Raw genomic sequence first — 19983 nt, forward strand, 5'->3', positions numbered from 1 at the left:
TTCCTTTTCAAGTTGTTCAGAATTCTATTTATTCGATTCTCATAGCTAGGTTTAATTGATAATATATAAATGCTTGTTCATCTGCTGCGATATTTTGACTGACCCATTTTTGTAACGCTTCAGAGGAGATTGGCTGCTTTTGGGCGGCAAAATATGTTTGCAAAGCCTCTTGCTTTAACGGTTCTTTTAGTAATTTTTCCAGTACCAGAAATCCTTCTTTCGAACTTCTGTTCATAAAAGAAAGCCCATCTAATAACAATTGATCTTGCACCTCTTGTATCTTGTGCTCATTGATTACATCTTCCACAGAATGAATATTGTCCAGACCATAGTAGGTATAGAGCTCTGGTGGAGCCTCATTTTCCTTCATCAGCTGTTTCATTTTTGTGATTAGCTCAAACTCCTTTGCACAATCATCAAGAGGTTGGAGTTGTTTAGGATCATTCTTGTAATTATAGAGTTTATTTCCGAATCTTTGGTAGTTCTCAGCCATGATATCATTTGACTTGATCTTCAATACAGAAATCCCTTTGGTGAATGAAAAAGAATCGTCTAATGAAAGATTGGATAACTCCTTATTGTTAAAGCGTCTGTTAATCCGCATCGGCGATAGTGTATATTCATGTAAAAGTTCCTCACGATTTGGTAATGGGGCCCGCATATACACATACTCGCCATCGGTAATATTAATGTTACTTCCGAAATAGCCGAACAATACCGCATCGTGGTTGGATTTTTTATTCTTCGTAATATTACCTACAGGTTTTCCTTTCATATCCGCAGGCAGATCTATATTAAAAAAATCAAGAATAGTCGATGGGATATCGATCGTTTGACTTAAACACTCAGTGCCGATCCCTCTATCTTTCTGACGAGGGTCCCAGATAAAGAACGGAATGTTGGCAATCTCATTATAAACCGGCATGATGTTTTTTCCCCACCATTCATGCTCGCCAAGCATAAAACCATGGTCGGTGTTCACAATGAGCATCGTATCATCCCATAAATTCGATTCATCCATAAAGTCCAGTACTTTTCCTAGATAGTCATCACACATGGTAATCAATGCTTTATAGTAACCTAAAATTATGTCTCTTTTTTCAGGTGTAAAATTATCATAGGTGTACGTTAGCCAACCATTAAATTCTTCCGGAACATTATACATGTCCAGATATTTCTTAGGCACGAAAAAAGGCTCATGCGGATCAAAGCACTCAATTTGCAAAAACCATTGATCCGCATCCTTATTCGCTTTTAGAAAATCCAATCCGGCTTCCACAGTACGGTGTAAAGGATGGTCTTCGATTCGCGGCATGTAAGCTCTGTTTACGAAATCTTGCGAAATGCTGCCGACTTTCCGCTTTTTTTGTTCGGCATTAAGGTTTTCCAAACCAGATAAATCTGCATTTTTATCCACCTGTGCCTTCCAGTTGTCCCCTTCCTGTCCTCTTATGAATTCATAGGAGGAATAGCGAGGATGATATGTTGATCCACCATCACGCCAATAATGTTTATGGTCGGTTACCAAATGTGTATAGATCCCGTTCGTCCTCAAAATTTCCGGCATGGAATCATCAAATGGTTCAACTGGTCCCCAGCCCCTGTGCAAAAAGTTATATCGGCCCGTATGAAGCTCACGGCGTGCAGGCATGCAAGGTAAGCTTCCGGCAAAAAAGTTATCAAAACGTACGGTCTCTTGGGCTACCCTGTCAAAGTTCGGTGTAATCATATTTGTTGCTCCGTACGGAGTAAGGTAATCCTTTCTAAGCGTATCAAACATAACTTGAATGACCTTCATTCCTGCTCCACTCCTTTTTATATCTAAACCAAAGAAAGTAACACTTAGCTATATCGCTTTATTTTTCCCACCACAAAGGTAAGTATAAAAGCAGCACTGCATCCGCATGCATAACTTATCAGGTACTGTAAATAATCACCATTAGCGATTAGTGGGATCGCAGACATACCAGCAGCGCCAAATGCGGTAGACTGTACATCGAAAAGTCTAATCATGATTCCACCGACTCCAGCCCCAAGTGAAGCCGTAATAAAACCAAATCCTGATGGAATCACTACACCATACATTGTCGGTTCCCCTACCGCTAAGAAGGAGGTTGGAATAGCTCCCTTGGCAATTTCTTTCATCTTCTGGCTTTTTGTTAAAAGTAGAATGGCAAGACCCGCACCAACCAAACCTGAATTACTCATGATTTGTACCGGAAATACCGGGTCTACCCCCAAAGTATTAATCAATTCTCCATGGATAGGCGTTAGACTATGATGAAGCCCAGTTGCAATCAATGAAGGGAATAATGCGGCTAGCACAAAACCGCCCAAAACTCCGCTATACTCGAGCAAAGCAAGAATTCCAGTGATAATCCAATGCGAAAGGATGCCTGCAAGCGGCATAAGGGCAAACAAGAATATGGACGCTGTAACTAGTAAGGTTAACGTTGGAGTAACGATTACATCCAAAATATTTGGAACCACTTTTCTTACAAACTTATGGATTTTGGACATCAAATAAACACCAAAGATAACCCCGAAAAGACCACCTTGCCCATTGGTTAATCCCAATATGCCCAGAACCGATCCGGAAATTGAAACCGCACCCAATACTCCGCCAAGAATCATATCCGTTTTAAATTCCCGTGCAGCTGTTATACCTGCATAAATGGCAAGAAAAGAAAAAGTCGCAGCTCCAAGGATCGATAATACCGTACTAATTTGTAGCATATGCCAATTATCCAGCATAACTTGAGTTGCAGTTAACGTATCTGTTCCTTGAACCCCTAATTCTGTTGCTTTCTGTGCAGCATAATTGGTTAATAAGTTATTGATCCCTTGGATAATCCCGGAAGCAATGATAGCCGGAAGAAGGGGAATAAAGATGCTAGAAATGATCTTTAGAAAGCCTCTTTTCTTATCTTGAGTTTCTTCCGAATTTGATAATTGATTCGCACTCGATGAAGAAGAACTTATGATCTCCTCCATAGCTTCTCTTACTTTGTTACTATGACCAGGTCCTACAACAATTTGGGTGCTGTCTTCAGAGATAATCCCCAGTACCCCATTAAGTTCCTTAATTTTATCCAATTCGACTTTTGAATCATCTTTGTACTTTATACGGACCCTCGTCATACAGTTTGTTAAGCTATTAAAGTTTTCAGCGCCGCCCGAAAGATCGACTATTTGTCTGGCTAATTTCTTGTCGTCCATTAATTTGACTCCCCTTCAAGTATATATATTTAGATCAGGCTGTAAGCGCCTTCGGTGTTATTATATCTAAATAAATTTGCGGGAGTAGTGTTTCGGACTATTCTGGGAAACGGTTTCAACAAGTGGGAAAATTGATTCGTTTGCACTGGTTGTTTAGTTTCGTGTGAATACGGATTGATTTTATAGTAGTAAGTGTAGTCTCGAACGGTTTACTCTACGAGGGCTGTCGTTGTACAGGCTAACCTTTCGAGAACGTCTCAGACTTTATTGTGGAATGAAACGATTCGATGGGGGCATTATCAGAGGGTGTATCCTTACGAACATGCTCATGGTGATGCCTGTTCCTTTTGATGCTTCTCGATATGCCTGGTCGGTCCATGACTTCTTTCACTGGTTTTCACTTCTACTGGGTAGCTAACTCGTGTTGCTAATGCAAAACACCTCCAAATTGTCCTCCACATCTTACGACATGGATCTTTCACTTGAAGGTGTTTTAATCTCTCTCACGTTACGGGGGCAGTTTCGCATCCCACAATATTGACAGAAATGAGCTTATCTACGGTTGTTATTACAGAGTTCATTTTGAATTTTTGTACTCAATATAGCTGTATGCAAGTAATTCAATAATGGCATGGTAAGGACTGAACAAGCTAATAATCATATTGGATTGCTCCACATGGACTGGAATATGGAATGTCGAGTGGTTAAATAACCAGTTATTATGATGGGAAGTGATGGAGAATATTTTAACATTTTTAAGAAGTGGTGTTGTAAGTGCCTCCTTAAGTGTCGGGTTATTGCCAGAATGAGAGAAGATAACGAGTAAGTCCTTTTCGCACATTCTTTCAATTAATATTTGATAAAGATTGTTCTGCATTCCGATAAAAATAACTTGCATTTCCTTCCCAATGCCTAAAAATATTCTCTGCATTTCTGCAGCCAGATTTTGTTGTGCCAGCCCTGTTCCGATCAAGTAAATATGTTGGCTTTCATCAATGGCTTTGTGAATATCGTTTAGATTCGTACTCTTTATATGATCTAGCGTGCTTTTGATACTCTCGTAGATATAGTTTCCAAGATCACTATGTGTAAATGGGTTCTCTGAAAAAAAATTCCCCCATTTCATGAAATTTTTCATTTCTGTAAATCCAGAAAACCCCAATTTTTGAGCAAATCTAAGTACCGATGATTTTGAAGTCAGGCTATTATTCGCTAGTTCGGTAATGCTTAAATTTTGAATAGTTTCCTTGTTATTCAAGATGTATTTTGCAAGATACACCTCTCCTTCACTAAACGTACTATATTTTTCACTTATAAGACTTTCAATTTTCAATTTGCAGCACTCCTATACAATAAATTGTTTTCAAGAATAACACATAATTCAAGGCGCTGTTCTAAATCTCTTGCAGGAATCGAGTTTATATTTCCCAAATTTCGTACTACATATTACAACTCTTCGATGGAAAGTGATAATCAGTAGATTTTGTTCCATATTTATTTGGAAATTTGCGTACTTCTTTCGTGAAATGAGCTTAAAGAGCGTAACATATACTATATAAAAAGATGAATAGCAAAAAGGAAGACCTTTCTTGTAAAATTAAGATTCTACAAACAACTCACAAGCTCTAGTCACGAAACATGACGTGAGCGGAATTTTTCACAACCCTTTGGAAATGGTTATGAATCGCTTATTAGAAACTGGGCTAACCGCATTTTCTAGATTGAGCATTTTGCACAATTCAATTTTCGACTCGAAGTGGAATATTATGATCTTCCTTTATTATCATATATAACAAAATTGTTAAATATTAATGATAATCCTACTGTTATTATTTGTATATACTGTTCATTTCAAAAAAAAGTTTATGAAAATTTAAGTTTATGTTTTCCGTAATGAATCATTAGGAAAATAGAGCATACAAGCGAATTTAGTAACATAATTAAGTTCGATATATACAGTTTTTTCTGTATGTACAAAACAAACGCTTTTTTCATTTGAGCTCATTTTTATTTTTTGTTATCATAACGATGTTGTATTGACAAAGCGACTGTCGTATTTCGTCAAATGTTATCTACACTTCTGCAGAGTGCAACGCCGGCATCCGAACAACTGTAAAAAGGGGAAAGCATATGATGAAGATGACAAAAAAGTGGATGGTGCTTACAAGTTTGATTACAGTGCTCATATTAGGAGCATGTTCTTCTAATGCTGCCACAGGCGAGGGGAATTCGTCCGTCGGCAAACAGGTTAATTATAGAATCACAGGCACGGACCCAGGTTCTGGCCTAATGAGACTGACGGCTAAGGCCATGGAAGATTATAATTTGTCCAATTGGACCTTGATGGAAAGCTCAGCAGCGGGCATGACAGCACAGCTTGACAAAGCTTATAAGAATCAAGAGCCAATCGTCATCGTTGCCTGGTCCCCACACTGGATGTTTAACACCTATGATCTGAAATACCTGGATGATCCCAAGCTGACTTATGGAGAGCCTGAGGAGATTCATACCATTGCACGTCTTGGACTGAAGAAGGATCATCCAGTCGCCTATGAATTTCTGTACCGATTCAACTGGACGTCCGATGATATGGGTGAAGTAATGATAGATATCCAGAATGGGATGAGCCCGGAAGCGGCAGCAGCAAAATGGGTGGATGGACATGAAGCTCAAGTCCAAGAATGGATTGAAGGTCTGGAGCCTGTGAGTGGAGATCCTTTTACCCTCAGTTATGTAGCATGGGATTCTGAGCTTGCGAGTACAAACGTAGTTCGCTACGTGCTCGATGAGAAGCTGGGATACAAGGCAGAAGCTTTGCAGGTGGAGATCGGACCGATGTGGCTTGGGGTTGCCAATGGGGACGTGGATGCTATTGTAGCGGCCTGGCTGCCTGTGACCCATATGGATTATTGGGATAAATATGGTGACCAGCTTGATGATCTTGGAGCCAATATGGTTGATGTAAAATCCGGTCTGGCTGTACCTGCGTATATGGAAGATGTGAATTCCATCGAAGATTTGCAGTCATAAGATACTGTAGCTATATCTAATATTCAGAACACCTTCAAGGGTATCTTCATGTCATAAGATATGAAGAACCCTTGAAGGTGTTTTTGTGTTGGGAACGGTATCCCGGGATGCGAAAAGGACGTCCACCGTAGCTTTTCTAACGATATTTTGAACGCAATCTATCCATTATTTCTTGAAATCAGCGTTAATTGTCGTCTCTTTCCATTCCTCGATGCTGGCAAGCAGATTCGTAAACTTATGTGTAGCCGCCTGATAAGCCATTTGTCCGAGTAGCAGACGAAGCGGGGGAGTAGGTGTTTCTACGACTTGGATCACGGCTTCTGCGGCCTTGGCAGGGTCACCAGCTTCCTGGCCCGCCATTTGATCCAGGCCCTGTAGCATCTGTCCAACCATGGAATCTTTCAATTCCGGGATAGCTGTATCCGTCTTGACGGAGGAACGACCACCCCAATCGGTACGGAAGCCGCTCGGCTCAATTAGTGTGACATGGATATTGAAAGGGGCGAGCTCTTGTGAGAGGGATTCAGAGATGCCTTCAACAGCATATTTGGTAGCGTGATAATAACCGAGCGTCGGGAATGAGATCAGGCCGCCAATGGAGGAAAAGTTGATGATGTGCCCGCTTTTTTGTGCTCGCATATAAGGCAGCACAGCATTCGTCACATGCATGAGCCCCCAGAAGTTAATTTCGAACATTTTGCGAGTCTCTTCTTCTACGCTTTCCTCTACAGAGCTGAAGTATCCAATCCCTGCATTGTTAACAAGGACATCAATGCGACCGAATTTCTCCATCGTTGCAGCTACTGCACTTTCGATCTGATCCTGCAGCGTGACATCCAAAGGCAGAGCGAGTGTGCTGTCTTCATTCCCCGCTGTAATATCCTTAATCTGCTCGACATTCCGAGCGGTTACCACTACTTTATATCCAGAAGCAATGGCTTGCTTCGCGATGTAACGGCCGAATCCTGTTGAGCATCCTGTAATGAACCAGACCTTAGATTGTTGAGACATCAGTTATCACTCCTTCAAGTTGATAACTACACTCTAAATCTTAAAGTGAGCTTGATGTCAACAGTAGCTTTCATACATTGCGGGAGTGTGCTTTCTTATGCGTGAGAACCTCGTAAATGGCAATCTTGCGAATGATCTTTTCCAGGTGAAATTGTGTCTGAGCTACGGATTTCTCTACTTTAACCTTGTGATTCAACAGGAAAGCTTTTCGTTCGTCTAGCGACTCATCTCCTTGGCGGATCAGCTCTGTATAAGCTTTAATGTCTTCAATGGACATTCCAGTGTCCTTTAGAGCAATGACCAGTTCAAGCCATTCCAACACCTCATCGGTATATTCTCTTCTTCCCATTGCATTGCGTGGGATATCAGGCAAGATTCCCTCTTGTTCGTAATAACGAAGAGTGGAAGCACGGATGCCAGTGATTTTTTCGATCTCGCCGATACTATACATGGTAAATGCCCCTTTCTTTCTTAAAGTGTACTTTAAGTGATTGTATAATAACCTAGCCTATATCGTACTAGCAAATGTTACGAAGCGTACAGCGATTAACCTTTAGGTATGCTCCGATATTCTGTCGGAGAGCATCCCATTATTTTTTTGAACAGCCTGGAGAAGTAGTAAGGGTCCTTGATTCCTACGGAGCTTGCTACTTCTTTTACATTCCAATCGCTCAAAGCCAGCAGTTGACTAGCCCGTTGCATCTTGAGTCGCAAGTAGAACTCAATGGGCGGGACGCCGGTCTCTTTGTTGAATAGATAAATGAGGTGCTGCTTCGATAACCCCATATGCCTGGATAGCTCAGGCAGGGTGAGCGCGGCATGGACTCGATCTGTCATATAGCGGATGGCCTGGTCCAGATAACGCTCGCTCTTGCGATCCTGAAGCGAGTTCATGATGCTTAGGCCGACATGGCTAATCAGATGGCGAATGCATTGGGATACATGGATCTGATTGGTCATGGCATAGGGTCTGTCATTTAAGAGTGCATAGCATTGCTCACAATCATTGATCCATTGGGTGTGCAGATTCATGGAGAAGCTGAGCGGCTCCGAGTCCAAATTATAGATGTGGAGAAGCTCTGCTACATTTGATCCCTTCAGGTGCATCCAGTAGATCGTCCAGGGCTCTTCATGGGAGGCTCCATAGCGATGTGGAGTTCCGGCAGGAATAACGACTAGCTGTCTTGGCTTAATGTTCACCACCTTGCCTTGATGACTCTCTACCCAGCCCTTGCCCTCTACACAATACATGAGAATATGGGCGTCACAGCCTGATGGACGTTCACGGTAATGGAACTGCGCCTGCGGAAAATATCCAATGTCACTGACGTAGAAGGCATTCGTTAATGGATTCCCATGTAGCTCGCTTATGATGAACTCTGGCTGTACGAACAGCTTTTGCGCATTGAACCCATCTGGCTTTAATGTCTGCTCTGACATGATGGTCTCCTTTTTGAGAATATAATTTATTTATAGCATATAACGATCCACTTCATGCGAATATTTCATAATCAATCTAAGAATATAATCCATGAACAGCCGAGTTTCGTCAATTGTATTACAGCGCTTACAGAGATATCGTAGAGATAAGATCAGGAAGGGGAGAGGTTAGCATGAGTATGAGAGAATCTTCGGAGAATGGGTCTAGCACTGTGCGCGTATGGGCAGAGCAGGTCGAGATTCCGACGTATGGAGTTGGCATACCAGACAAGAATCCTATGTTTTTGGAAAAGCGAGTGTATCAGGGGAGCTCAGGCCGCGTCTACCCTCTCCCTGTCATAGACAAAATTATGGATGAGAAGGAACTCAAGTCCTATCATATGATCATGCTTGAGAATGAGTATGTTCGAATCGAGATCATGCCTGAAATCGGTGGACGGGTCTACCGTGCATTGGATAAGACGAATAACTATGATTTTGTCTATTATAATCGTGTCATCAAGCCAGCACTGGTAGGTCTTGCAGGACCCTGGATATCCGGAGGCATTGAATTCAATTGGCCTCAGCATCATCGTCCGAACACCTTCGGACCCGTGGAGCACACTATCACTCAGAATGAAGACGGCAGTGCTACGGTGTGGGTCAGCGAAATAGACCGGATGTATGGAACCAAGGTCACCACAGGCTTCACATTGTACCCGGGGAAGGCTTATCTCGAAATCAAGGCACAGCTGTACAACCGAACTGAAGAGCCGCAGACCTTCCTCTGGTGGGCCAACCCGGCGGTTGCCGTCAATGACCATACCCAGTCTGTGTTTCCACCTGATGTCACTGCGGTGTTCGATCATGGCAAGCGAGATGTATCCCGCTTCCCCATCGCTACAGGAACTTATTACAAAATGGATTATTCCGAGGGTGTGGATATTTCCCGTTATAAAAATATACCTGTGCCAACGTCCTATATGGCGTACAAATCGGATTATAATTTCGTAGGCGGCTATGATCACGGCGTTCAGGCAGGTCTGCTGCATGTAGCCAATCATCATATAGCTCCAGGAAAGAAGCAGTGGACGTGGGGGCACGGCGAATTTGGCCAAGCGTGGGATCGCAATCTGACGGATGAGGATGGACCTTATATTGAGCTCATGACAGGCGTGTTTACGGACAACCAGCCGGATTTCACTTGGCTACAGCCTTATGAGGAGAAGACGTTCACACAATACTTCATGCCTTACAAGAATATCGGGGTCGTGAAAAATGCATCCATTGATGCCGCCGTGAATCTGGAGGTTGACGAGACAGTTCGCACAGCGACCGTCATGGCTTATGCCACTTCAGTATTCGAGGATGCTGTCGTTGTACTCAAAGGTCAGCAAAGAACGTATGTCCAAGATACCGCAACGATATCTCCTGAATTAACCTATAAGGTCACAGCTAACTTGGAGCCAGAGGACCAAGCTCATCACTTGCTCATCACGGTGTATGATGCACAAGGGAACGTACTCATCTCTTATCGTTCAGCGCAGCCCGACATTGAACAGGTTCCAGATGCGGCCCAGCCGCTTCCTTTACCAGAGGAATTAACAAGTACGGAGCAGCTATATCTGGCAGGATTGCATCTGGAGCAGTATCGACATGCCACATTCGAGCCTGAGCAATATTATGAAGAGGGCTTACGAAGAGATGCCTCAGACATCCGTCTCAATGTAGCTTACGGGACCTTATTGCTCCGTCGTGGCTTGTTCAAGCTGGCGGAGAAGCATTTCCGCACAGCAATCAGCTCCCTGACGTGGAGGAATCCGAATTCATATGATAGCGAAGCCTACTACCAGCTTGGGGTGGCGCTACGTATGCAGGATCGGGATGAGGAAGCCTATGCTGCGTTGTACAAGGCGGTCTGGTCTGCCGCATGTCAGGACAGTGGCTATTATGCGTTAAGTCAGATAGCGTGCAAGCGGGGAGCCTATTCAGAAGCGTTAGAGCTTGTGGAACGGGCACTGGTACGCAACACGAGGAACTATAAGTCACGACTGGTGAAGACGGCATTGCTGCGCAAGCTTGGACGCTACGCGGAAGCTATTGCGTGGGCGGAAGAGACGCTGCAGTTGGATGTTGCGGATTTCGGAGCAGCCCATGAGCAAGCTATGGCTCTAGCAGCACTGGGAAGACAGGAGGAGGCAGACGAGGCTCGTGCGCGACTTGGGCAATTCATGCGTAATGATGTACACAACTATCTCAATCTGGCCTCAGACTATATGGACAGCGGTATGCTTGGCGAAGCTATAGAGCTGTTGGAGCAGATTCGGGCAACACACGAGGGGCAAGTATATCCTATCGTGCATTATGCATTGGCTTATGCCTATGAGAAGCTGGGACGGAGGGAGGAAGCAGCAGCGCAGCTTCAGCTGGGACAGCAGGCACCTGCTGATTATTGCTTCCCAAACAGCCTGTTTGAGATGCGGTTACTGGAGTACATCATTACAGTAAATCCAGCGGACAGCAAAGCGCATTATTATCTCGGTAACCTCTATTATGACAAAAAAAGAGCGGAGAATGCGATCCATCACTGGGAGCAATCGGTTGCGCTGGATGATCGCTTCCCGACAGCCCACCGTAATCTCGCCTTGGCGTATTATAACAAAAAGCACGATGCAGCCGCAGCGCAGCGTTCACTCGAACAGGCCTTTGAATGCAATAAGAAGGATGCCCGTGTCCTGTATGAGCTGGATCAGCTGCATAAGAAGTTGGGCATGCCCGCTCAGGAGCGCATTACGAATCTAGCTCAGTATATGCCCCTCGTCGAGCAGCGGGATGATCTCTATCTGGAATATGTGACCTTGCTGAATACTCTGGACCAGCATGAGGAGGCATTGTCTGCCCTGCTGAAGCGGCAGTTCCATCCATGGGAAGGCGGAGAGGGTAAAGCTACGGGGCAGTATGTACTGGCACTGGTGGAGCTAGGCAAGCAAGCCAACCAGCAGGGCGCGCATCAGGAAGCCATTTCGCTCTTGCAGCGTGCCCTCCATTATCCTGAGAATCTGGGCGAGGGCAAGCTGGATGGTGCTCAGGAGAATAACGTGTATTACGAGCTGGGTATGGCATGGAAGGGCTTAGGCCGAGCCGAAGAGGCGGCCTCCCACTGGACGATTGCCTCCCAAGGACTGGAGGAGCCAGCTAGTGCTATGTTCTATAATGATCAGCCGCCAGAGATGATCTTCTACCAGGGCCTGGCCTGGCTGCAATTGGACAATGTGAAGGAAGCCAAGCGCCGCTTTAACAAGCTGATCGACTTTGCCGAAAGACATCTGTTTGACGATGTGAAGCTCGATTACTTCGCCGTGTCGCTTCCTGATTTCCTTGTATTCGAGGATGATCTGAACCTGCGTAATCGGATTCACTGCCTGTTCATGCTCGGCTTGGGATTATTGGGGCTGGGTAGAACGAGTGAGGCGAAGGAGCGATTTGCAGAAGCCTTGCAGCTGAACCCTAATCACCAGGGCGCCCGAATTCATCAGGCCTTCTGTACAGAACGACCGATTATATCAGCGAATTCGAATGATTGACTAGAAACACATCATAGAACAACGGAATAGAACAGTAGAGAAATATAAGGCAGGGACTCCAATTCTATTATTAGGAGTCTCTGCCTTATATGGTGTCGGGCTTTAGCTGAATTTTATGAAGAAAAATCATTGATAAGTCGAGCAAGCTCGGAGTCCAATAACTAGCTAAACAGCATTAAAGAAGTAGACAAACATCAATAAATATAGTACTTATTAAAAGAGTCGTAATTAAAAGTAGATATGAATTGGTGAGTTGTAGTTGTAAAACTGTAATCAAATTAGCTGTCGTGAGTTCATTTGCAGGAAAGGAGCAAGGATCAAGATGAAGACAGAGAAACAAAAAATGCTAGCAGGCGAGCTGTATGAGGCATGGGATACTGAGCTGACAAAGGATCGGGCCCATGTCAGGAAGCTGACGCGTATGTATAACCAGACCACCGAGGAAGACGAGGAGCTGCGCGTGGAGATGCTGAAGCAAATACTGGGCTCAACAGGGGAACACCTGTCCATGGAGCCCAATATTCGCTTTGACTATGGTTACAATATTCATGTTGGTGACCATTTCTATGCCAATTTTGATTGCACCATCCTGGATGTGTGCGAGGTACGCATCGGCAATCACTGTCTATTTGGCCCTGGTGTTCATGTGTACACAGCGACTCACCCAGTGGACCCTTATGAACGAATCAAGGGGCCAGAGTACGGCAAACCCGTCACGATTGGTAATCATGTATGGGTAGGCGGACGTGCTGTTATCAATCCTGGTGTGACTATTGGAAATAACGTCGTAATCGCATCAGGAGCTGTAGTCACCAAGGATGTGCCGGATAACGTCATTGTCGGCGGCAATCCGGCGAAGGTGATTAAGGAGATTGAAGTGTAGTCTGCAATTATACGCCGGAATAGGCCATGAAGCCACCATCTACCGGAATAACGGTGCCAGTCACGAAGCCGGACGCTGTCTCATCCACCAGCCAGAGCAGGGTGCCCAGCAGATCCTCAGGCACGCCGAAGCGACGCATCGGGGTATGGGCAATAATTTTGGCTGAGCGCTCGGTAAGCGAGCCATCCTCGTTGGTCAGCAGCCTGCGATTCTGCTCGGTCAGGAAGAAGCCAGGTGCAATGGCATTGACACGTATGCCAGATTCGGCCAGATGGACAGCGAGCCATTGGGTAAAATTATTGATGGCTGCCTTGGCAGCACTGTAGGCGGGCACCTTGGTCATAGGGCTCGGTGCACTCATAGACGAAATGTTGAGGACTACGGCGCCAGGGCGGCCGATCATGCTTTTGGCAAAGATCTGGGTCGGAATCAAGGTTCCGATGAAATTCAAATCAAATACCTGGCGGAAGCCTGGTACACTGAGATCGAAGAAGGTCGTCAGATCTGTCTGGTCGAGATCTTCGAGCTGAAAGGTCTCCTTGCTCGTATTGGCGCTTGGATGATTGCCTCCAGCTCCGTTGATCAGAATATCACAGGGACCGAGCAAGCGACGAACAGTCTCTTCTGCTTGCTTCATACTCTCGGGATCCGTCACATCGCAGGCTACTGCGATGGCCTCACCACCGCGCTCACGGATTTCCCTAGCGGTGATCTCTCCTTTATCGGCGGTGCGATTGAGGATGGCTATCTTGACACCTTGCCTTGCAAGCTCGCTGGCCATGGCACTGCATAGCACACCAGAGCCACCTGTGACGACAGCTACCTTGCCGGCTAGAGCTGAATGTATTGGGAGATTAGTCATGGTATATCCCTCCTGGGTTGAGTGGAAGCTAGATTCGAATCGTTGGACGGAATGATAGCGCATTCAATGTTCACGTTACCATACTACCACATAAGTGTGATGAAGGTCATATATTTTGCTGCTGTGGCTGGACAATTTTACGTGGAAAGAAATGTATCCAGCAATGGTGTATGGAACTGTGATGACAGATCGGCAGTCATAGGAGAATTAACAGAAACATAGGACGGACAGGAAGGATAGGACAACGTGAAGAATAACAAGGCGAGGAGAACACAAGTCAGGAAAGATACGGCAGTTACGTGAGAGACAGGATGGGGTGATAACGGGACTTGTACAAAAAGGAAGAAAGCAACGGAGCTTAAGCCCGCTGCTTCCTTTTACTGCGATTATGCCTATAGACCGAAATATTTCCGTGGACTGAATTAATTTACATGTATTGAGATTATATTTCCTGCTGCTCAGGCTGTTACGATCGCGCAGATCCAGACAGCTAGCCCAAGCTCATTAACGCGCAGTCCATCCGCCATCCGCTACAATGACTTGACCATTAATGAAGCTCGAATCGTCAGAAGCGAGGAAGAGAGCGACACGAGCGATTTCCATGGGATCTGCCGTTCTTGCACGTCCTGTGTCTCCAATGGCAGCAGCCCCCAACGGGTGCGGAGCGGTAATCGTGGATTGAATGTTCGTCTGAACGCCGCCTGGGGCAATGGCATTGGCGCGAATGTTGCCGCCTTCACGACCATAGGTAGTCGCTATATTTTTGGTAAGACCAACAAGCCCATGCTTGGAAGCCACATAAGCAGCCCCTCCCCGTGCACCGAATAGGCCTCCTACTGAAGCATTGTTGATAATGACCCCGCCATGTTCCTGATCCTTCATAATATTGATAGCTGCACGACACGCCTGGAATGGACCCGTGAGGTTGATCTGAAGAAGGCGATCCCACAGCTCGTCCGACATGTCGCCAACAGGAGTGAAATTATCCAGGACACCTGCATTATTCACAAGGATATCTACAGAGCCGTAAGTCGATACGGCGGTCTGTACCATGTGTTCCACATCCTCCTTCTGAGCGACATTGACCACGATGCCAGTAGCTTCACCGCCCTGTGCCTTGATCTCGTCTACAACGGCATCTACATGAGGCTGATTGATGTCGGCCAGGATGACTTTAGCTCCCTCTTGCGCATACAGCGTTGCAATGGCTTTGCCCATACCAGAGCCTGCACCTGTGACAATGGCAACTTTACCTTGAAGTTTCATATGAGAGACGCTCCTTTTTGTGAGGTGTGTGGTGTCGTACTGTGCATTGATTTAATTTTTAGACACTTTTATCGTATAGGAAAGGTGGCATCGTCTTCAATTTACAAAAGATGTGCATTTGTTCAAAGTCGGACATTTGTTTATAATCTGTTCAGATTCGTCAGAAGATTATACATATGGAGAGGATTTGTCTATGAAGGAGAACAACGGGGTCATCCGCACGAAAAGAGCACTCAAGCATGCATTGGTGTCTTTACTGAGCGAGAAGGAGTTAAGAGAGATCACCATCAAGGAGATTGTAACGCGGGCTAGTTACGCGCGAGGTACCTTTTATGCCCACTATCAGTATAAGGAGGAGCTGCTGGACGAGCTGATTCAGGAGACGATTGACGGGTTCACCCAAGCCTTTGTAGAGCCATATGAGAGCAGCAGGGAGGCGTTTGATGTCAAGCAATTGACACACTCGACGGTCATTATTTTTGAATACATACAGGAAAATAAAGCGGTCTTCAGCGTATTGTTCAAAGGAAGGAACACGGGTTTTCAGGAGAGGCTGGGAGAGGCGATTCGTGAGATTTTCGACCGAGAACTTCATTTTCTATTTCCGTATATCCCTTCACATATTAATCGGGACCTCTTTATCAATAACAATGTATTTTCCGTGCTGGGCCTGATCTCGTACTGGGTGCGCTCTAATTTCATGTATTCGGCACAGTATATGACAGAGCAGATGCTTGAGATGGCCAAGGTGATACGTCCGCGTTAATCCCTCCAGAATTTCATGAATCACCAATTGAGGCTTGCCTCCGGTAGGAGCCTGGGGACTGGCCGAGGACGGACTGGAAGTCCTTAATCAGATGAGCCTGATCAAAATAACCAAGCTGTGCTGCGATGTCGGCCCACGCGATCTGCTCGTCACGCTCCAGACGCTCTGCTGCCTCCTGCAGCCTGAAACGCTTGATGACCCACTTGGGTGAGACACCGACATATTTGCGAAAAAGACGCTGGAGCTGGCGCAGGGAAAGCTGAAACTGTATGCTAAGCTGCTCTACCTTCATCAAGCTTCTGTTATCCATGATCTCTTGCACGATGCGAGCGGCTAGCTGTGCCTGAGGGTCTTGCTTGGGCAAAAGCTCCAGCAGATAGGCTTCAGCCATTTCGGCCATCTTCACCTCGACGTCAGCATCCAGCACAGGATCAGTCCATGCAGCTGCTCCTTGACCAAATATATCTGTAACGGGCACGGTCGTTCCTGTCAGCAGAGAGATATCGCGTTGCCAGAAGGGATGGAATCCTCCCGCACGAAATTTGACACCAAGCACAAGACCCAACCCATATAGCTTACGGATAAATGGACGGCTGGGAACACCATATAGTAGCCCGCGGCGACCTTCGTCATCCTGCTCGAAGGCCAGATTGACATTCGGATAGGACAGGACTGTCTGCGTGTGAATGATCCCGGCGGGCAGATTGTAACGAATAATCCAGTAATGCTCTACAAATGGCTGGAGCGCAAGATTGGGCTCAAATCGGGATAAACTGAACTTGTCCCGTCCGGCCTCGGCATGCACGATGCCGCGTGTTGATGTGCTGTCTTTTTCCTTCAAGGTGATGTCACCTCCCGATGATGTGATAGGCTCGTCGCTTTTTTACAATACGTGAAGGTCTCGGTCTATCTATAATGGAGCCTAGCAGATGGCTGAAGGCTGCGCAATATGGATGTGTCAGGGAAAGATCAAGAAGTACCTAAATACAAGTAGGGAACACTTGCGAAGCATTTATGAGACACGCACGAAATGAGCTCACGAAGCACATAAGCAGCACATAAGTCATATTCGCGAAGTGAAACTTCCCACAACGTATTTATGAGCCCGAATGTCGAGTATGAGGAGGATACGTATATGTCGAAACAGAACCAACCAGAACCAGAGCAGCATTTGGACCAACAGCATCAAGGAGGGCAAGCTGGGGTGAAGGGGCAGTATACCACCAACGGTAAGACTAACAGCTATACAACTCTTACACCTTTTATTGTAGTAGACAGACCCGCTGAGGCGATTGCCTTCTATGAAGCCGTCTTTGAAGCTACAGCCAAGAGCGTAACGGAATTTGGTGAGGAAGGGAATAAAATAATTGTGCATGCAGAGCTGGATTTCGGCAATGGCTTCCTGCAGCTTGGGGCAGCTTCACCTGCCTATGGATTAGTGGAGGCACCAGGGGGTGGACAAGCTTGCTATTCAATGGGAATCTACGTCCCCGACGTTGATCATACATCTGAGTTGGCAGTAGCCCATGGGGCAACCGTACGAGAGCCCGTGGCTAGCTTTGTGTCAGGGGATCGCTTTTGCAGCATTTTGGACCCGTATGGTGTCCGGTGGTCGATCATGACTCGTGTCGAGGATCTGTCAGAGGAAGAAAGCTATCGCCGGGTAGCCGAGTGGAGTGAGCAGCAGCTATAACGTATAAAAAAGGTAGAGGGCAAGCGCCTCCTGCCTTTTTGCATTTGGATGAGAGGTCACTTGATGAGAGATTACTTCATGAGAGGTTACTTTGTTCGTTATTGGAGATACACCTCATATAAAATCCCAAGACTTGTCAGTCTCGTTTCTTCTGCTATATGCTACAAGGGAAATGAATACATCTTATGGCGGGAGACTGACTAATTATGAGTAGCATTAGCTTCGATACATTCAAGCCAATATTATTAGATTATTGTCGCGTCAATCTGGAGCAATTCGCTGCAACAGCGGATAACAAGGAAGTATATGCGGTTGCATTGGATGTAAGTGCAGCCTACGGCTGGGTGAATCTGATGTGGAACACGTTGGATTCCTTAGACCAGACAGTACAGAAACACTACAGCTCCTATTCACTAGATCGAATTCATGGCTTCAAGGGTGTGAAGTATAGTGTAGGTGATTTCAGCTACGATGCTTCCAATGCACCTGAGGAAATTGACGATTTTGTTGTCTGGTATGCCGATAAGTTGTCAAATCTGTATGATGATGAGGATGAAACGGATGATGCTGCGTTTGCTGCGTGTGAAGAAATGACAGGTACCTTCATTAATATGCTTGTGGAGGTCATTCAGGAGCTGCGACCGACGTTCGAATTACTGAACAAGACAGATAACTTTATCGCCTATATAGTGGAGCATGACGAGCATCACATGGCCTATATGCGCCGAACTGTGTCAGAGGAAGATTACTATAAGGCATTTCCGGAAATCCGGGAATTTGAATTGTATAAGGTGAACATCAGTGAATGGCCTGAAGCAAAACAAGTGGAGCATTGGTGCAGTCTGTTGAAGGATATCCTGCTGAAGCAATCAAGCGAGGAAGCGACGATATTTCAAGCCATGTACCGGGATGAGTTCGATGTTGAGCGCGAACTGATTCAGCTTGGCGCTCCAGCAGCTGGTGAGATCGTCCATCTCTACCAGAAACTTTGCGGGTACACGCCGACAGAAGACGGCTCGATCTTGCAGGGGGATAGCTGGACATGTCTTAGTATCCTCATTGATATTGGCGAAGCGGATGAGATGGTCATAACTCAATTGTACAGGGTCCTGAGCCATAAATATGAAGTGGACAAGGCATACCAGGAATGCATTAATATCGCCAGAACGCTTCATGCGCTGGATGCCACTCGTTTTCCTGAGGAGGAGCATGATGAGAACAGGACGAGATTAACCAATTTCGATAGCTATAAGCTCTAATGGAATTTGTTATTACATGGTCGAGTGTCAATCTAGTTATGATGCTATGAATAGTGAATTAGGTGGAGAGCCACAGCCAAGAAAGGACTGGGATGGTATGTTAGTGCAAAGTGTATCCGTACAGGGAAGCAGCACATGGAATGAGGATGCCCTCATTCAGAATGAAGCACTTCATATCTATGGTGTAGCAGACGGAGCAACGTCTTTGGTTCCTTATCACGGGCCGCAGGGTGAGACTGGAGGGCGAATGGCTTCACAGCTGCTGAAGCGGTATTTTGGTCAACTGACTGCTGGGGATGAACGCAATCTGCTTCAAATGACCTGTGAAGCGAATCGGCTGCTCGGAGCGGAGATGCAGGCTGCTGATGTCCCACTGGAGACCAAGGAGCAGCTATGGACCACTGGTGTAGCGGCTGTAAGGGTCACTGAGCATACGGTGGAGTACGTCCAGTCTGGTGATTGCATGATCCTCGCACTCTATGAGGATGATCTTGTACGAGTCTTGACCCGAGATCATGTGGTCCATATGGATGAAGGAGCTAAGCAGCTCTGGAGGGAGGCTATACGTGAAGGAGTTCGCACACGGGAGGAGCTGTGGGAGCGCGTCAGACATCGCATGACAGGTAACAGAGCGAGCATGAATACCCGTGATGGATATGCGGTACTTAATGGGCGGCCTGAGGCTGAGCACTTCATGGAATATGGCATCATCAACCGTATCCGCCTCAAGGGTCTGCTGCTGCACACCGATGGGCTGTATGTGCCATCCAGCTTCAATTCAGGAGATGATTCACAGACCACTGCCGAGGCTGGAGCTGAGAAGCCGGATGTAGGAGAAGAGACCTTACTGAAGCAGATGATCGAGAAGGGGTTGGAGGCGTATACGCACTGGCTGGTGGCAGAGGAGCAGCGTGATCCGGAATGTGTACGCTATCCGCGGTTCAAGATGAGTGATGACAAGACTGCGATGTGGCTTGATTTTACCTAGACT

16 protein-coding genes and 1 pseudogene are annotated in these 19983 nt (G+C 46.0%); 7 read left to right on the top strand and 10 right to left on the bottom strand.

The features are described 5' to 3' along the window. Positions 1-28 precede the first annotated feature (28 nt). From K331_RS0123905 to K331_RS0123915, 4 genes and pseudogenes are all read right to left on the bottom strand, one after another. Positions 29-1798: a sulfatase gene (locus tag K331_RS0123905; protein WP_028592213.1), complete on the bottom strand. Its 1770-nt coding sequence runs from the start codon at positions 1796-1798 to the stop codon at positions 29-31. Between the two features lie 44 nt (positions 1799-1842). Continuing rightward, complete coding sequence (locus tag K331_RS0123910) at positions 1843-3219, bottom strand: PTS transporter subunit EIIC (RefSeq protein WP_028592214.1); 1377 nt, start codon at positions 3217-3219, stop codon at positions 1843-1845. A gap of 115 nt (positions 3220-3334) precedes the next feature. Next, a pseudogene (locus K331_RS32845) lies at positions 3335-3597 on the bottom strand (integrase core domain-containing protein); the annotation flags it as partial. Positions 3598-3796: 199 nt separating this feature from the next. Next, the gene (locus tag K331_RS0123915) at positions 3797-4552 is read right to left on the bottom strand and encodes a MurR/RpiR family transcriptional regulator (protein ID WP_028592215.1); all 756 of its coding nucleotides are present in this window, start codon (positions 4550-4552) and stop codon (positions 3797-3799) included. Between the two features lie 800 nt (positions 4553-5352). Between K331_RS0123915 and K331_RS0123920 the strand changes: the two genes are divergently transcribed. After that, entirely contained in the window at positions 5353-6249 is an 897-nt protein-coding gene (locus K331_RS0123920) for a glycine betaine ABC transporter substrate-binding protein (RefSeq protein WP_028592216.1), read from the top strand. Between the two features lie 165 nt (positions 6250-6414). Here K331_RS0123920 and K331_RS0123925 read toward each other — a convergent pair whose 3' ends face one another. The 3 genes from K331_RS0123925 to K331_RS0123935 all read right to left on the bottom strand — a co-directional run bounded on the left by K331_RS0123925 (position 6415) and on the right by K331_RS0123935 (position 8700). Beyond that, positions 6415-7260: an oxidoreductase gene (locus K331_RS0123925; RefSeq protein WP_028592217.1), complete on the bottom strand. Its 846-nt coding sequence runs from the start codon at positions 7258-7260 to the stop codon at positions 6415-6417. Between the two features lie 70 nt (positions 7261-7330). Next, positions 7331-7711, bottom strand: a complete 381-nt coding sequence (locus K331_RS0123930) for a MerR family transcriptional regulator (RefSeq protein WP_028592218.1) — start codon at positions 7709-7711, stop codon at positions 7331-7333. 95 nt (positions 7712-7806) lie between these two features. Further along, positions 7807-8700, bottom strand: coding sequence for an AraC family transcriptional regulator (locus tag K331_RS0123935; RefSeq protein ID WP_028592219.1), 894 nt, complete (start codon positions 8698-8700; stop codon positions 7807-7809). 173 nt (positions 8701-8873) lie between these two features. Between K331_RS0123935 and K331_RS0123940 the strand changes: the two genes are divergently transcribed. Together K331_RS0123940 and K331_RS0123945 are read left to right on the top strand one after the other, a co-directional pair. Then, positions 8874-12263 (top strand): DUF5107 domain-containing protein, encoded by a 3390-nt coding sequence (locus tag K331_RS0123940; RefSeq protein WP_028592220.1) that lies wholly within the window; start codon positions 8874-8876, stop codon positions 12261-12263. Between the two features lie 322 nt (positions 12264-12585). Beyond that, positions 12586-13146, top strand: coding sequence for a sugar O-acetyltransferase (locus K331_RS0123945; RefSeq protein WP_156897706.1), 561 nt, complete (start codon positions 12586-12588; stop codon positions 13144-13146). A gap of 7 nt (positions 13147-13153) precedes the next feature. On the opposite strand, the gene K331_RS0123950 is transcribed toward K331_RS0123945, so the two are convergent. Both K331_RS0123950 and K331_RS0123955 read right to left on the bottom strand, forming a co-directional pair. Then, the gene (locus K331_RS0123950; protein WP_028592222.1) at positions 13154-14008 is read right to left on the bottom strand and encodes an SDR family oxidoreductase; all 855 of its coding nucleotides are present in this window, start codon (positions 14006-14008) and stop codon (positions 13154-13156) included. Between the two features lie 504 nt (positions 14009-14512). Further along, a complete protein-coding gene (locus tag K331_RS0123955) occupies positions 14513-15274 on the bottom strand; it encodes a glucose 1-dehydrogenase (RefSeq protein WP_028592223.1) in 762 nt (253 codons plus the stop codon). Between the two features lie 193 nt (positions 15275-15467). On the opposite strand from K331_RS0123955, the gene K331_RS0123960 reads away from it, so the two are divergent. Further along, entirely contained in the window at positions 15468-16040 is a 573-nt protein-coding gene (locus K331_RS0123960) for a TetR/AcrR family transcriptional regulator (protein ID WP_028592224.1), read from the top strand. A 13-nt stretch (positions 16041-16053) separates the two neighbouring features. Here K331_RS0123960 and K331_RS0123965 read toward each other — a convergent pair whose 3' ends face one another. Then, complete coding sequence (locus tag K331_RS0123965; protein WP_028592225.1) at positions 16054-16881, bottom strand: helix-turn-helix domain-containing protein; 828 nt, start codon at positions 16879-16881, stop codon at positions 16054-16056. 294 nt (positions 16882-17175) lie between these two features. Here K331_RS0123965 and K331_RS0123970 point away from each other — a divergent pair, with 294 nt between their 5' ends. From K331_RS0123970 to K331_RS0123980, 3 genes are all read left to right on the top strand, one after another. Continuing rightward, entirely contained in the window at positions 17176-17733 is a 558-nt protein-coding gene (locus K331_RS0123970; protein WP_226383681.1) for a VOC family protein, read from the top strand. Between the two features lie 206 nt (positions 17734-17939). Continuing rightward, the gene (locus K331_RS0123975; protein WP_028592227.1) at positions 17940-18992 is read left to right on the top strand and encodes a DUF4303 domain-containing protein; all 1053 of its coding nucleotides are present in this window, start codon (positions 17940-17942) and stop codon (positions 18990-18992) included. A gap of 97 nt (positions 18993-19089) precedes the next feature. Further along, positions 19090-19980, top strand: a complete 891-nt coding sequence (locus tag K331_RS0123980) for a protein phosphatase 2C domain-containing protein (RefSeq protein WP_028592228.1) — start codon at positions 19090-19092, stop codon at positions 19978-19980. Positions 19981-19983 lie beyond the last annotated feature (3 nt).

Source organism: Paenibacillus massiliensis subsp. panacisoli DSM 21345 (assembly GCF_000426545.1).
Classification (GTDB): Bacteria; Bacillota; Bacilli; order Paenibacillales; family Paenibacillaceae; genus Paenibacillus; species Paenibacillus panacisoli.

What these genes read in the sequence shown, in the direction of transcription:
- K331_RS0123925 (WP_028592217.1), bottom strand. Translation starts at nt 7,260, where the DNA reads ATGTCTCAACAATCTAAGGTCTGGTTCATTACAGGATGCTCAACAGGA.
- K331_RS0123920 (WP_028592216.1), top strand. Translation starts at nt 5,353, where the DNA reads ATGAAGATGACAAAAAAGTGGATGGTGCTTACAAGTTTGATTACAGTG.
- K331_RS0123955 (WP_028592223.1), bottom strand. Translation starts at nt 15,274, where the DNA reads ATGAAACTTCAAGGTAAAGTTGCCATTGTCACAGGTGCAGGCTCTGGT.
- K331_RS0123910 (WP_028592214.1), bottom strand. Translation starts at nt 3,219, where the DNA reads ATGGACGACAAGAAATTAGCCAGACAAATAGTCGATCTTTCGGGCGGC.
- K331_RS0123930 (WP_028592218.1), bottom strand. Translation starts at nt 7,711, where the DNA reads ATGTATAGTATCGGCGAGATCGAAAAAATCACTGGCATCCGTGCTTCC.
- K331_RS0123975 (WP_028592227.1), top strand. Translation starts at nt 17,940, where the DNA reads ATGAGTAGCATTAGCTTCGATACATTCAAGCCAATATTATTAGATTAT.
- K331_RS0123945 (WP_156897706.1), top strand. Translation starts at nt 12,586, where the DNA reads ATGAAGACAGAGAAACAAAAAATGCTAGCAGGCGAGCTGTATGAGGCA.
- K331_RS0123940 (WP_028592220.1), top strand. Translation starts at nt 8,874, where the DNA reads ATGAGTATGAGAGAATCTTCGGAGAATGGGTCTAGCACTGTGCGCGTA.
- K331_RS0123905 (WP_028592213.1), bottom strand. Translation starts at nt 1,798, where the DNA reads ATGAAGGTCATTCAAGTTATGTTTGATACGCTTAGAAAGGATTACCTT.
- K331_RS0123960 (WP_028592224.1), top strand. Translation starts at nt 15,468, where the DNA reads ATGAAGGAGAACAACGGGGTCATCCGCACGAAAAGAGCACTCAAGCAT.
- K331_RS0123935 (WP_028592219.1), bottom strand. Translation starts at nt 8,700, where the DNA reads ATGTCAGAGCAGACATTAAAGCCAGATGGGTTCAATGCGCAAAAGCTG.
- K331_RS0123950 (WP_028592222.1), bottom strand. Translation starts at nt 14,008, where the DNA reads ATGACTAATCTCCCAATACATTCAGCTCTAGCCGGCAAGGTAGCTGTC.
- K331_RS0123970 (WP_226383681.1), top strand. Translation starts at nt 17,176, where the DNA reads ATGTCGAAACAGAACCAACCAGAACCAGAGCAGCATTTGGACCAACAG.
- K331_RS0123980 (WP_028592228.1), top strand. Translation starts at nt 19,090, where the DNA reads ATGTTAGTGCAAAGTGTATCCGTACAGGGAAGCAGCACATGGAATGAG.